Raw genomic sequence first — 12916 nt, 5'->3', positions numbered from 1 at the left:
AAAAGAGGTATCACTTACCGGACCAAGTGGGTGCCTGTCCACTTAAGAATGCACTCACACCATTTTTAAAATCCTCGCTGCCATAGCACTCTTTAATTAGGTCATTGCAATCGGGCAGATTATTTTTAATAATGCGTGCCATGACCAGCTTGCTAGATTTTTGCGTAATAGGGGCCAGCTTCATTAATCTCTCAGCCAATTGGTTTGCCTGCTCCTCCAAATCCTCAAAAGGATAGATATTTAGAAGATAGCCCTGCTTGAGTAACGCTTCTGCAGAAATAAACTCTGCCAGCAACAACATTCTTTTGACTATATGAATGCCTAAGTGTGCCACTAGCCAGGCAACATTACCCCCCGATAAACAATTGCCTAATGTTTTGGCAATAGGAACGCCAAATTTGGCTTCGGGCGAGGCAATACGAAAATCACAACAAGTGGCAATAGCCAGACCACCACCTACTGCCATGCCATCAATCACGGCGATTGTAGGAAACGGTAAGGTAGCTAATGGGGTCAAGTACGCATCAATATCTTCTTCGTAGCGGATGCCATCATTGCCATCACTAAAGTGCGCAAACTGGGCAATATCACTTCCAGAAACAAAGGATTTACCGCCAGCACCTCGCAAAATTGCCACGCGCACGCCGGGAGTGTTAGCCAAGCCCTCGCAGATACTTTTTAAGCTCTGATACATCTCTACCGTCATCGCATTTCTGGCGGCGACATGATCGAATGTAATGTAGGCAACCTCATTACGTAGCTCGCAACGAACTTGTGCAGTCGGTTCTGGTGTGGTCTCTTTAGTATTCATCAAATGAACGCCCTCCCCCATGCATAAGAGAGAGTCCGCCCTTATTCAGACTTAATATTCAGACTCTTGACTAGACGCTGGTACTTAGCCAGCTCGCCTGCCAAGAACAGACTAAATGCAGCAGGCGTTGCTGGGCCCTCTGCTTGCAATCCTTGAGAATCTAAGGTCTTTTTAATCTCAGGATCATTAGTTGCAGCTTTAACGGCCAGATCGATCTTATTGATTAATGCTGGATCCATCCCCTTAGGGCCCATTACGGAATACCAGTTAGTCACATCAAAACCAACAATGCCAACCTCGTTAAATGTGGGGACATTCGGAAGTAGGCCTAAACGCTTAGGAGTAGAGATTGCTAAGGCTTTCAGATTACCCTGTTTAATCTGCTGCAAATTAGGAGGTAAGGTATCAAAGTTCATCGTGATTTGTCCGCCCAGTAAATCAATAATGGCCTGACCACTACCCTTGTAAGGGACATGATTCATTTCAACACCAGCAATTTTAGAAAATAAGGCGCCTGCTAAATGCTGCGTACTTCCGATGCCAGATGAACCATAAGTCATCTGGCCAGGATTTTGTTTAGCCAGGGAAATTAATTGCGCCACCGTATTAACTGGCAAGGATGATTTCACAACCAATACATTGGGCACATAACCAAGGTAAGTAATGGGAGTGAAATCTGTTGCCGGGTTATATGGCACGTTCTTTAATACAAAAGGAGAAATTGCATTGGAATTGGAATGGCCCATCAATAAGGTGTAGCCATCCGGATTGGATTTAGCCACTAGATCAGCACCGATTGTGCCTGCCGCACCCGATCTATTTTCAATGATGACGCTTTGACCTAAGATCTCCCCCATTTTGGGAGCAATCGCACGCGCCACGATATCCGTTCCGCCACCTGGTGCAAATCCAACAATTAAACGAATGGGCTTATTGGGATAATTAGACTGCGCTGATGCAATCAGTGGCAATGTGCCACAAGCCGAAGCTACTAAAGAAACCAATCCATTTAAAAGCCATCGTGTCGATTTTGTCGTCATACTATCTCCGTAACTTGTTTTATATTGCAAGGTCAATTTAAGCGTTTCTGAATCATGCAATCTAAACATATAAAAACAATTGAGACAATGATGAAAACACCTATAAATAAGCCTCTACCCCTCCATGGCGTTCGGATTCTTGACGTAAGTCAAGTGATGGCTGGCCCTTACTGCTGCATGCTGCTGGCCGACCTCGGTGCAGACGTTATCAAAATTGAGCCCCCCGGAACAGGTGATCAAACCCGCGGTGCCATGGGATTCAAAATGAAAGGCTCCGACAGCATGGGCTTTCTGAATATGAATCGCAATAAACGCAGCGTGACTTTGAACCTCAAAACGGATGCCGGTAAGAAAGTATTTTTTGAGCTAGTCAAAACGGCGGATATTTTGGTTGAGAACTATCGCCCGGGTGTAATGAAAAAATTGGGTATTGACTACCCCTCTCTTAAAGAGATTAATCCTGGTCTCATCTACGCAAGCATCTCCGGCTTTGGTCAAACAGGCCCCTGGGCAGATCGTCCTGGCTTTGACTTAATGGCTCAAGCGATGTCAGGCGTTATGAGTGTGACTGGTTATCCAGATGGGCCGCCAGTAAAAGCAGGTGTTCCCGTAGCAGATATCGGTTGCGCCCTCTTTGCCGTATATGGAATTTTGTCTGCTTATATTGGTAAAGAGAAGTCCGGTGAAGGCCAATTTATTGATGCTTCTTTATTTGACTCAGCCTTAGCGTTCTCGATTTGGGATACCGCGCAATACTGGGGTACTGGCGTAGAGCCCTATAAGCTTGGTACTGCCAACCATATGAGTGCCCCCTACCAGGCAATGAAGGCATCTGATGATTACTTTGTGATGGGTGCTACCAACCAAAAACTGTGGAAGCTTTTATGCGATCAAATCGGTCGCCCAGAGTTATTTGATGATCCTCTTTTTAAAACTAATCCATTACGTTTAGCTAATAGACTGATATTAGCGGCGGAACTTGAAAAAACTTTTGCCACAAAAACAAGCGCGGAATGGGTCGACTCATTACTCGCTGCAGGTATTCCGGCGGGACCCATCAATACGTATCCCGAGGCATTTGAGAGTGCCCATGGAAAACATCGCCAAATGCGTATGGAAATTGATCACCCTATAGAGGGCAAAGTGCCTAATATTGGCTTTGCTGTAAAGCTCATGGGTACACCACAGCAAGTCACTAGGCACCCACCATTATTAGGCGAGCATACCAGCGACATTCTGAAGGAGTTGGGCATTGCCGGCGATGCACTCAAGGCGCTTGAAGACGGCGGCGCATTTACTACGTAAATGATGGTGATTGGATTTGAATTGGGCAAAAAATGGAAAAACAACGGAAAAGCAACGGCTCACAAAGACCCTTATGGCCAAAAAATGCGCTTGCAATCCTTTTGCTAAATCAGGCAACTCACCAGCAATCTCCAGCACCCTTCTTTTTAACTGTGGCGCACCTAACTGGGCTGCTTCAGCCATCTGCACCCAATGGCGCGCATGTAATTCATCAAAGCGGTTTTTCAACATAATTTCCTGATCGGGAAATTTATTGAGTTATTGATCAAATTATAGGCATATATTCCCGATCGGGAAATATTATCTATATTAATTACTATCAACCAGAACCAGAAATCGTATGTCAAAAACAGCTTAGATACCAATGCTCGCTAGATGCTGGGCAAGCCCTTCTATAGAGAATCAATTTTTAAATGAGTTTCCCTACTTGAAGATCCTTTTGCTCGCGCATTGATGGCTATGTTTATTGTTACCGAAGTTCATCCATTTAAGGATGGCAATGGCAGAACTGCACGCTTAACCATGAATGCCTACTTAACCCAATCTTCCGCCTGTCGCATCATCATTCCTACTGGGTATCGTGAGGATTACCTCTTGCCACTCAAAGCGCTGTCACAAAATAATGATCCAGCTCCGTTCGTGCGCTCGATGACACGAGCATGGAACTGGACGGCTGGATTTGACTATTCTGACTTTCCTAAGCTTTGGGAAAAAATGAAGTCTTGCAATGCCTTTACGGACAGCCCATCCCAATACCAATTGCTTGATCCACGAGATATAAGCTGATTTATTGACAGAAATAGATTAAATATGCGTTTTTATTGACAAAATTGGGTAATAAACCGTGAAATAAGTCATTTTATTGACATATAGCCCCATAGTACTGTGCCCAAATAGACGGCAACCACTATCTAATGCATAGTGAATCTGAGCTCTGCATAAGACTTAATTTGAAGTAATCAATGGACCTTAAATCGCAAGCTAACGTTATCTCAGCAAAAATCACCCTTGAGATTAATGAGGATGAAAAAATTCAAAAAGTTTTCAATGTTGTGACGGATCTTGTATTGGATATTCGGGATGATGAGTTGAATCGCTACCAATATCCTAGACACTTGCCAACCTCGCTTGGACCCTAATTTTTTGAGAGGTCATCTCAGACAATGTTTCGGTGGTGGGTGCAGTGGTGGGTACAGGGCCCTGAAAAAGAAATGGCCCCGTGGATAGGGGCACTCAGGGTGATACTGGCGGAAGAGGTGAGATTCGAACTCACGGAGGACTTTCATCCTCGCCAGTTTTCAAGACTGGTGCATTCAACCGCTCTGCCACTCTTCCTATGCGTATTGAAGGTCATATTATAAGGATTTCAGATGCTCCTTAGGTAAAAATCAGATTCAACTGATTTATGGGGTGGGTTTTATTGGCTTTAAGGGCCATGCCTTTGTCATTTAAGGTCTTTTGACTCCATTAAAATAGTCAACAATCTAGCCTGGAGTACAAAACATCAAAAAATTAGCCCTACTATCTCTCAAATCTCTTTTATTGGCAGGTGACTTCAAGGGTGAACTAACGCTGCCTCAGCGCGGTAATGGGCGGCTTCGTAAACCGATTCAGCTGTAACTAGACCTATGTATTTGTTAGGCACAAACAAAGCAACACGGTTTGGGAAGATGCCATGATTGCAGCCACAGCTATTGAAAAGAAATTAATCGTAGTCAGTAGAAATGTAAGAGACTTCAAACGCTTTGAGGTTCAGGTCTTCAATCCATTCGGGTAGAGCAGGACTTAGTTAAATCTCTTAATCAGCCCTTCAAGATGCTTTGCTATTGCAAGGCTAGAAGTCAGGCCGGGGGATTCAAAACCATAGAGGTTGTATAAGCCTTCAAGGCCATGCTGCTCTGGGCCATCAAAGCAAAAATCGCCTGCTGGGGTGTTGGGGCCCACGATCTTCGCCCTTACCCCTGAATAATCTGGCTGCAAAGAACCATCTTTTAAGCCGGGCCAGTAGCGTCGTACAGCCTCATAGAATGCGTCTCCCCGCTTGGGGTCTACGGTGTAATCAATTTGCGCTTCACTATCAATATCAAGCCACTGAACATCAGGGCCAAACTTAGCTTGACCTGCCATATCTAAAGTCAGGTGGACTCCAAGTCCACCAGGCTCTGGAATTGGATAAATTAAATGCTTAAAGGGAGACTTCCCTGCGAGAGAGAAGTAGTTTCCTTTTGCAAAGTAGGCTTTTGGAATGCACTCTGGCGCAAGACCGACTATTTTTTGTGCAATCGCTGGGGCACTCATGCCGGCACAGTTAATAAATAACTTTGTCTGCATCTTCATGCTCTTCATGTCGTCGGCACCACCAATCTCAAGCTCAAAACCCCCCTGCGCTTGATCGCCGATGGCCTGCGCCCGAATCAGTGGCGATTGGTACGCGATCATCCCGCCCGCATCCTCAAAGCCACCTAGTAAAGAGAGCATATAGCCATGACTATCAACAATGCCGGTAGTGGGCGATAAAAGGGCGGCAACGCATTGCAGTTGCGGCTCTAATGCTTTGGCCTGCTCACCGCTGATCATCTTGATCGCTGGCACCTGATTATTTTGGGCTTTGTAAAAAATAGCTTGAAGATCATCTATCTGAGTATCGTCAGCAGCGACGATCAGTTTGCCGTAAGGCTGGGTAGCAACTTGATGACTACGGCAGTACTCGTACAAGAGGCGATTACCCTCTACACACAATTTAGCCTTTAAAGAATCTTTGGCGTAGTAAATACCAGCATGAATTACTTCACTGTTACGGGCGCTACTGATCGTGCCAAAAGCAGCTTCACGCTCTAGCAAAATGGTTTCTCGGCCTTGCAGTGCCATCTCTCGGGCAACAGCCAAACCGACAACCCCGGCACCAATCACTACGCAATCCACCTGCTCCATCTACCCCGCCTTGTGCTTTTTAGTTCCTCAAATCGTACCATTTACTGTATTTACGGGTGTCTGAGCAAAGATTCTTGATAAAATTCAGAAATGTCTTCTAGTTCCACATCCACCCCCACTATTACTAGTCTTGCCACCCCTAAACAGGTGCATAGCGCAGTCAATATGGTTTTGGATACCGCATATCAAGGTATCGATGCCGCGGCCTGGAAAGCGCTGTTTAGTGAGGCACGCGCCAGTAAGCTGGAGCAATTTATTGCGGATATGTTTGCTGGCAAGCATATTAACCAGAGCGAAGACCGCCCTGCCCTGCATTCTGCCTTGCGCAATCTTTCCAAAACACCAGTACTCATTGATGGTCAAGATGTCATGCCCGCAGTTACTCAGGTTTGGCAGCGAATTGAGGCGCTTTGCAATCAATGGGTAGGTGTTACAGATGTCATTCATATTGGTATTGGTGGATCTGACTTTGGTCCACGCTTGGCAATTGAGGCATTAGCCCATGTGCCCGGTATTCAGAGTCGCGGCATGCGAATGCATTTCTTGGCCAACATTGATACAGCAGAATTAGGGCGTATTTTGGCTACGGCTAAACCGCATAGTACGAGGGTCATCATTGTTTCGAAGTCCTTCACTACTCTCGAAACTACCATGAATGCCAAAGCTATTGTTGCTTGGCTCAAAGAAAGTGGTTGTACGCAAAGCCAAATTGCCCACACCTTATATGCTGTGACAGCCAACGTTGCTGGAGCTAAGGCATTTGGTGTTGAGCAAGATCAGATCTTTCCATTCTGGGATTGGGTGGGTGGTCGTTATTCCGTTTGGTCTGCAGTAGGCCTCCCCATTGCTTTGCAATATGGCTTTGCCGCCTTTGAAGATTTTCTGGCAGGGGCGCATGCGATGGATTTACATTTTCAGCACGCACCCTTAGAAGAAAATCTACCCGTCATCATGGCGCTGACATTGCTTTATCAGCAAGAACAGCATGACATCAAAGCTTACGCTGCTATCCCGTATGCGGATGCCTTGGATTGGTTTCCGAAGTGGTTGCAGCAATTGGATATGGAAAGTAACGGTAAAAGCGTGGGTCGCGATGGTAAGCCCGTCAAACACTCTTCCCCTGTAGTCTTTGGTAGTGCCGGTAGTAATGCACAGCACTCCTACTTTCAGCTCTTTCATCAAGGTACTGAAATCATTCCCATTGACTTCATAGCTGTGCGCCAACCGATGAGTGATCGACCAGAGGCGGTAGCGCACCATCGTATTTTGCTGTCCAACTGCTTGGCACAAGCGCAGGCATTGGCCAATGGTAAAGATGCTGAAAACCCAAACGATATTTATCCCGGTAAACGTCCCAGCAACCTTTTACTGCTCCCAGAATTAAATGCCTTTTATCTAGGTGCACTCTTAGCCTTGTATGAGAACCGCGCTGCTACTTTAGGGGCGCTGTGGAATATCAATAGCTTTGATCAGCCCGGCGTGGAATACGGCAAAGTCCTTGCCAAACCGATTGAGAAAGCTTTGGCTAGTCACCAGATTACTATTCAGGCAAGTGCTGATATTGATGCTGTAACTGCTGCCCGTATTAATTTATTCAATTCTTAAGCTTGTAAGCTCCTTCGGCCGGTTCGGATGGACATGAATTGCCCATTAATCTCACCAGGATTCAAAGTGAAACTATCCCCTTCCATATTCAAAGCCTATGACATTCGCGGCATCATTGAGGAGACCTTAGATCCCTCTATCGCCAAACTGATTGGCCAAGCCTTTGGTACCGAAATGCGCGAGCTTGGTGAAAGCGATATCGTCATTGGTCGTGATGGTCGTTTATCTGGCCCTAGCCTGATTGAGGCCTTAACAGAAGGTCTGCTTTCTACTGGTATTAATGTAATCGACTTAGGTATGGTAGCAACGCCTATGGTCTACTTTGCAGCCAATCACACACTCGATGGCAAGACGCCTCAATCCGGCATCATGATTACCGGCAGTCACAATCCCCCCAATTACAACGGCTTTAAGATGGTATTGGGTACTGCGGCGATTTATGGCGATCAGATTCAGGATTTGCGTAAACGCATTGAGGCAAAGCAATTTGCAAGTGGCCAAGGCAGCAGAAGCACTTTTGATATTTTCCCGATGTACCTGAACTACATCGTGGGCGATATTCAGCTGGCTCGCCCAATGAAGATTGCAGTCGATTGTGGCAATGGGGTTGGTGGTGCTTTTGCAGGTAAATTATTTAGGGCTTTGGGATGCGAAGTACAAGAGCTCTTCTGTGAAGTTGATGGTACCTTCCCTAATCACCACCCCGATCCTGCGCATATTGAGAACTTACAAGACCTGATTCACAATCTACAAACGACCGATAATGAATTAGGCCTTGCCTTTGATGGGGATGCTGATCGTTTAGGGGTGGTCACAAAAGATGGTCAAGTGATTTTCCCCGATCGTCAAATGATGCTCTTTGCTAAAGATGTACTCTCTCGCAATCCTGGTGGGCAAATTATTTATGACGTCAAATGCACTCGCAATTTAGCAACCTATGTAAAAGCACATGGTGGTGAACCCATTATGTGGAAAACGGGTCACTCTTTAGTCAAAGCCAAGCTGAAAGAAACTGGTGCCCCACTCGCCGGAGAAATGAGTGGACATATCTTCTTTAAAGACCGCTGGTTTGGTTTTGATGATGGTCTATACACCGGCGCTCGTTTACTAGAAATTCTGAGTAAAGAAATCGATCCCAATCAAACCCTTAATGATTTACCAAATGCCCTTTGCACTCCTGAGCTACAAATTGCTTGTGCCGAAGGTGAGCCTTTTGCCATCCTAGAGTCTATTAAAGCCAATGCCCGCTTTCCGACAAGTCAGGCTATTAATACGATTGATGGTGTGCGCGTAGAGTATGCCGATGGCTTTGGTTTGGCTAGGCCATCCAACACTACCCCAGTCGTTGTGATGCGCTTTGAGGCGGATAGTGAAGCCGCTATTGAGCGTATACAGGGGGAATTTAAGCTAGCGGTGTTGGCAGCAAAGCCAGATGCTAAGCTGCCCTTTTAGGGCTGCTAAAGGGCTAGCCAATCAGTTAGTGAACTGAGGGTTTATTTACTTCGCTTGGGTTTTCAATAAGGTCTGCGGCATCAGCGGCATCAGCGGCAAGATCATTATCAGCAGCAGTCTCTAAGACTTGGGGTACATCTCCCCAAACAGCATGTTCGCGCATTTGATTAAGCAAAATACACATTGCCTGTAAAACAGGATTGCTTAGCTTGAGATTGATATTGGCGCCACCTGGTAAAACTAAATCAAGAGAGAGCCCCTCTTCAAGTCCCTGCTTTTCTAAAGTGCACTTAGCATCCATAACTAAGAGCGGATCCGCTCCTAAGGGATAATTTTCAGCAGGTTGATAGGCTTCTACTGTTAAACCATCTTTTGAACCAATGTCTGTTTGTATCGACGCTTTACCAAATTCTGCAATGGCTTTTGCAGCCTGCGGTGAATGGGTTTGTTCAAGACTTTTAGTGATTAAGTGCTGAGTAGCTGCCAAAATAAATAGTGTTACACGGCGCGTCAGCCAAAAACGAAACTCGGTGTTTTCAATCGTATTAAACCGAAACAAGATTCGGTCATCTGGCGCTAGATAACTAGCGTTCAATTGTTTAATGGTCATGAATTTCTTTTACTTACGTTCGATGAATTTATTTGATTACTTTAGTCTAAATGAAGCTAAATCAAAATATCTTTAAGGTTTTTTGATCCTGGGAGAACTTTATTAGGTGCATTGGGTGCATTGGGTACATTCGGGGTTGGAACTGGCAAAGGAGTAAGGTTCGGTGCCGGAGCTAGCCTTTGCTTCTTCTCACTATTAGCGGCCTCTACTAGCGCATGAGATAGCGCTTGAGGTGCTCCCTGCAAATTAAAGCGCGTAACAGCAAAATTACCACCGCCTTGTAGTGCTGTTGCAAAACCAATAAAGCCACCGGTCTTGACTGCATTGAGCACTGTATTAAAGGGCTCTAAGATCTGAAATAAGTTACCGTTAATGAGGGTGCATTGCATTGTCAGTGGCCCTGATACGGCAGGACTGTTCACAAGCACTGAATAGCTGGTACCAGGTTGACATTGCAAAGGTTGGCGCAAGTAAAAGAGGCATTGATTGGCCGAGCAAAACATACCCAAAGAAGAGTTGGCATCTCCCACGGTATAGGCCTCGGTAGTGCTCGGGCCTGACTCTACTAACCAACTCTGAAATGCGACCTTTTCACCAGACCAAGCTGGGGCTGACATGGCCCCTGTCATGACTAATGCCGCCAATCCGGCAATGACGTGCATACTCCAAGCGCGATAGTTATTGAACAATGCGAGCTGTCTCACGTAATTTTTTGACTGTTTCTACCAAGTACTGCTGAACCAATGCTTGGCGTAGCTGTGGCTTGGATTCTTCAAAGCTAGGCACCTTGAATGGGCGCTTATCGTCAACTTTCACAATCACCCATCCACCCTGCGTCTGAATAGGTGCGTTTGATATGGCGCCTTTATTGAGATTAACCATTACATTGGAAACTGCAGGCACTACCTGTCCAGCTAGAACCCAACCTAGTTGTCCGCCATTGGCTTTAGATGCTGGGTCAATCGAATACTCTTGCGCCAACTTACCGAAAAGCTCACCCTTCTGAATACGGCGAATTAAATCGACTGCATCACCTTCATTGGCAACAATAATTTGACTGATTCGGTATTGAGATGCTGTTGCGCCCTCACCGATTAACTTGCGCTGACGGTCATACTCTTCACGTAACTTTGCATCGGGAATGGGGTTTTTCTGAAAATGATTTTCGATGTACGCCTGAATCATCAACGTTTGCTTGAGCTGGGCTACTTGACTGGGTAAATCTAAGCTTTTCTCTAGACCTTCTTTAGTGGCTGCCTGCGTAATGAGCTCACGGTTAATTAATTCTTCTTTGAGCGTTTGGCGTAGTTCAGGGCTATCTTTTTGGCCCTGCGCAATAGCACCCTTGAGATTGAGCTCCAATAAGCCCTGTGAAATGGCAGCGCCGTTTACAGAGGCTATGAACTCATAGTCTGCTTTGGGATTCGCCCACACCGCCGTGGCTGAGCCTACTATGGCCATCCCAACTATCACACCGAGATTTCTAATCGGCACACTCAAGGATTTTTTTACGCTGTAATTTCGGAATGTCAGCATATTGAGTATCTTTGTTCTTTTCATTTTTTATATTTAAATTTTTTGTATTTCCGTATTTTATGTTTTGTATTTTTATGTTTTATGTTTTATGTTTTGTATTTCTATGTTTTCTATTTCTATCCTCTTTAGAGGTCTTACTATACCGCTTGAATGCTAAATCATTCAGCAGCCTTTTTGCGGGATTCACGCAGGAGCGTAAGTACTTTTGCGTCAGGGGTTAAGGGCTCGAAGGGCAGAGACTTTTCAGTTGCAACCCGAATCAACATCATCCGCACAGCATCTGATACCGTTAAACCCATTGCCTCTAGCACTAGGCTTGCTTCTTTTTTTATATTCGCATCTATACGAGCCCGTACCACCGCATCTGCTGACATACCCACCCTTTCATACTGAATTTCTGTAGTTTCATTGTAGCTACAAACCAAATTGTTTTCTGGTAATCATTCAATCAAATAAGCCTTGCTTATATAGAGGCTAAAATTAGCTATGACTAACATCGTTGAATCAGCCATTGCTTTTGACTACCCCCTGCAAAATGCTGCTGGAGTAACCTGCACTGCCCAAGCATGGGCTAAAACACCTGCCCAACTGCATGGCGCCCAAAAGGCTGAGGTGATTGCTCGCATCAAGCAATTGTTGATCGAGAAAGATGCTGCCTTAGTAGCGCATTACTATGTAGATGGGGATATTCAGGATTTAGCGATAGAGACCGGTGGGTTTGTTTCCGATTCACTAGAAATGGCTCGCTTTGGCAAGAACCATGCTGCTAAGAATTTAATTGTGGCTGGTGTGCGCTTTATGGGTGAGTCCGCTAAGATTCTGAGTCCCGAAAAACGGGTCTTTATGCCTGACTTAGAGGCTACCTGCTCTTTAGATCTGGGTTGTGATGCTGCAGATTTTGCTCAATTTCGTGCGGCGCATCCAGATCGTGTTGTTGTGGTCTATGCCAACACCAGTGCAGCAGTAAAGGCACAAGCCGATTGGATGGTGACCAGCTCTTGTGCATTGGCCATCGTTCATCAACTCAAAGTAGAAGGTAAGAAAATTTTGTGGGCTCCTGATCGCCACTTGGGTCGCTACATTCAAGAACAGACTGGTGCTGATATGTTGCTTTGGAATGGCGCTTGCATTGTTCATGATGAATTCAAAGCAGTTGAATTAGAGATGCTCATGGCAAGCCATCCTGATGCCATGGTCTTAGTTCATCCAGAGTCACCCCAAGCTGTTGTTGATTTAGCGGATGTTGTAGGTTCGACTTCTGCGATGATCAAGGCAGTAGTAGAAGGCAGCGCCAAAGAATATATTGTCGCTACTGATAATGGCATTTTGCATCGGATGCGTCAGTTGGCACCAAACAAGATTTTGATTGAGGCCCCTACCGCCGGTAACAGCGCCACTTGCAAAAGCTGCGCCCATTGTCCTTGGATGGCCATGAATGGTCTGCAAGGTATTTTGAACTGCCTTGAAAAGGCTAGCGGTGAGATTACTATCCCTGAAGAAACTCGCATCAAGGCCTTAGACTGCATTGAGCACATGCTCGACTTTACCAAGAGCCACCCCGATCTATTAGCCAAAGCGCAACATGGCTTCGTAAAAAATATAGGTTCAGCCTAATAGTACAAATTG

At 45.6% G+C, this 12916-nt stretch carries 13 protein-coding genes, 1 tRNA gene and 1 pseudogene; 6 read left to right on the top strand and 9 right to left on the bottom strand.

Features of this window, described 5'->3' with window-relative positions; all coding sequences use genetic code 11:
* Positions 1-10 precede the first annotated feature (10 nt).
* Together QUD86_RS03110 and QUD86_RS03105 are read right to left on the bottom strand one after the other, a co-directional pair.
* Complete coding sequence (locus QUD86_RS03110) at positions 11-811, bottom strand: enoyl-CoA hydratase/isomerase family protein (RefSeq protein WP_286297968.1); 801 nt, start codon at positions 809-811, stop codon at positions 11-13.
* Between the two features lie 41 nt (positions 812-852).
* Positions 853-1851 carry a Bug family tripartite tricarboxylate transporter substrate binding protein gene (locus tag QUD86_RS03105; protein WP_286297967.1) on the bottom strand — a complete coding sequence of 333 codons (999 nt, stop codon included), beginning with the start codon at positions 1849-1851 and terminating at the stop codon, positions 853-855.
* Positions 1852-1941: 90 nt separating this feature from the next.
* Here QUD86_RS03105 and QUD86_RS03100 point away from each other — a divergent pair, with 90 nt between their 5' ends.
* Positions 1942-3156, top strand: coding sequence for a CaiB/BaiF CoA transferase family protein (locus tag QUD86_RS03100; RefSeq protein ID WP_502928880.1), 1215 nt, complete (start codon positions 1942-1944; stop codon positions 3154-3156).
* Here QUD86_RS03100 and QUD86_RS03095 read toward each other — a convergent pair.
* On the bottom strand, positions 3064-3387 hold the full coding sequence (locus QUD86_RS03095; protein WP_286297965.1) for a hypothetical protein: 324 nt from the start codon (positions 3385-3387) through the stop codon (positions 3064-3066). The genes QUD86_RS03100 and QUD86_RS03095 overlap by 93 nt on opposite strands.
* 210 nt (positions 3388-3597) lie before the next feature.
* Here QUD86_RS03095 and QUD86_RS03090 point away from each other — a divergent pair.
* Positions 3598-3942: pseudogene (locus QUD86_RS03090) on the top strand (Fic family protein); the annotation flags it as partial.
* A 176-nt stretch (positions 3943-4118) separates the two neighbouring features.
* On the top strand, positions 4119-4295 hold the full coding sequence (locus QUD86_RS03085) for a hypothetical protein (RefSeq protein WP_286297962.1): 177 nt from the start codon (positions 4119-4121) through the stop codon (positions 4293-4295).
* A gap of 106 nt (positions 4296-4401) precedes the next feature.
* Here QUD86_RS03085 and QUD86_RS03080 read toward each other — a convergent pair.
* Both QUD86_RS03080 and QUD86_RS03075 read right to left on the bottom strand, forming a co-directional pair.
* Positions 4402-4491, bottom strand: a tRNA-Ser gene (locus QUD86_RS03080).
* Between the two features lie 450 nt (positions 4492-4941).
* The gene (locus tag QUD86_RS03075) at positions 4942-6087 is read right to left on the bottom strand and encodes an NAD(P)/FAD-dependent oxidoreductase (protein WP_286297959.1); all 1146 of its coding nucleotides are present in this window, start codon (positions 6085-6087) and stop codon (positions 4942-4944) included.
* 90 nt (positions 6088-6177) lie between these two features.
* Between QUD86_RS03075 and pgi the strand changes: the two genes are divergently transcribed.
* Complete coding sequence (gene pgi / locus QUD86_RS03070; RefSeq protein WP_286297957.1) at positions 6178-7692, top strand: glucose-6-phosphate isomerase; 1515 nt, start codon at positions 6178-6180, stop codon at positions 7690-7692.
* A gap of 66 nt (positions 7693-7758) precedes the next feature.
* Positions 7759-9144 carry a phosphomannomutase/phosphoglucomutase gene (locus QUD86_RS03065; protein ID WP_286297956.1) on the top strand — a complete coding sequence of 462 codons (1386 nt, stop codon included), beginning with the start codon at positions 7759-7761 and terminating at the stop codon, positions 9142-9144.
* A gap of 25 nt (positions 9145-9169) precedes the next feature.
* On the opposite strand, the gene QUD86_RS03060 is transcribed toward QUD86_RS03065, so the two are convergent.
* The 4 genes from QUD86_RS03060 to QUD86_RS03045 all read right to left on the bottom strand — a co-directional run bounded on the left by QUD86_RS03060 (position 9170) and on the right by QUD86_RS03045 (position 11664).
* A complete protein-coding gene (locus QUD86_RS03060) occupies positions 9170-9754 on the bottom strand; it encodes a hypothetical protein (RefSeq protein ID WP_286297954.1) in 585 nt (194 codons plus the stop codon).
* Positions 9755-9810: 56 nt separating this feature from the next.
* A complete protein-coding gene (locus QUD86_RS03055; protein ID WP_286297953.1) occupies positions 9811-10416 on the bottom strand; it encodes a hypothetical protein in 606 nt (201 codons plus the stop codon).
* 16 nt (positions 10417-10432) lie between these two features.
* A complete protein-coding gene (locus QUD86_RS03050) occupies positions 10433-11314 on the bottom strand; it encodes a peptidylprolyl isomerase (RefSeq protein WP_286297951.1) in 882 nt (293 codons plus the stop codon).
* A gap of 134 nt (positions 11315-11448) precedes the next feature.
* Positions 11449-11664, bottom strand: coding sequence for a type II toxin-antitoxin system RelB/DinJ family antitoxin (locus tag QUD86_RS03045; protein WP_286297949.1), 216 nt, complete (start codon positions 11662-11664; stop codon positions 11449-11451).
* Between the two features lie 112 nt (positions 11665-11776).
* Here QUD86_RS03045 and nadA point away from each other — a divergent pair, with 112 nt between their 5' ends.
* The gene (gene nadA / locus QUD86_RS03040) at positions 11777-12904 is read left to right on the top strand and encodes a quinolinate synthase NadA (protein WP_286297946.1); all 1128 of its coding nucleotides are present in this window, start codon (positions 11777-11779) and stop codon (positions 12902-12904) included.
* Positions 12905-12916: the final 12 nt, after the last annotated feature.

It is taken from the genome of Polynucleobacter sp. TUM22923 (assembly GCF_030295705.1).
GTDB lineage: Bacteria > Pseudomonadota > Gammaproteobacteria > Burkholderiales > Burkholderiaceae > Polynucleobacter.
This window is presented reverse-complemented; position numbering and strand designations above follow the sequence as displayed.

Coding starts and splice junctions, on each gene's coding strand:
- QUD86_RS03085 (WP_286297962.1), top strand. CDS start 4,119: ATGGACCTTAAATCGCAAGCTAACGTTATCTCAGCAAAAATCACCCTT.
- nadA (WP_286297946.1), top strand. CDS start 11,777: ATGACTAACATCGTTGAATCAGCCATTGCTTTTGACTACCCCCTGCAA.
- QUD86_RS03075 (WP_286297959.1), bottom strand. CDS start 6,087: ATGGAGCAGGTGGATTGCGTAGTGATTGGTGCCGGGGTTGTCGGTTTG.
- QUD86_RS03100 (WP_502928880.1), top strand. CDS start 1,942: ATGAAAACACCTATAAATAAGCCTCTACCCCTCCATGGCGTTCGGATT.
- QUD86_RS03050 (WP_286297951.1), bottom strand. CDS start 11,314: ATGAAAAGAACAAAGATACTCAATATGCTGACATTCCGAAATTACAGC.
- QUD86_RS03055 (WP_286297953.1), bottom strand. CDS start 10,416: ATGCACGTCATTGCCGGATTGGCGGCATTAGTCATGACAGGGGCCATG.
- QUD86_RS03110 (WP_286297968.1), bottom strand. CDS start 811: ATGAATACTAAAGAGACCACACCAGAACCGACTGCACAAGTTCGTTGC.
- QUD86_RS03045 (WP_286297949.1), bottom strand. CDS start 11,664: ATGTCAGCAGATGCGGTGGTACGGGCTCGTATAGATGCGAATATAAAA.
- QUD86_RS03095 (WP_286297965.1), bottom strand. CDS start 3,387: ATGTTGAAAAACCGCTTTGATGAATTACATGCGCGCCATTGGGTGCAG.
- QUD86_RS03060 (WP_286297954.1), bottom strand. CDS start 9,754: ATGACCATTAAACAATTGAACGCTAGTTATCTAGCGCCAGATGACCGA.
- QUD86_RS03105 (WP_286297967.1), bottom strand. CDS start 1,851: ATGACGACAAAATCGACACGATGGCTTTTAAATGGATTGGTTTCTTTA.
- pgi (WP_286297957.1), top strand. CDS start 6,178: ATGTCTTCTAGTTCCACATCCACCCCCACTATTACTAGTCTTGCCACC.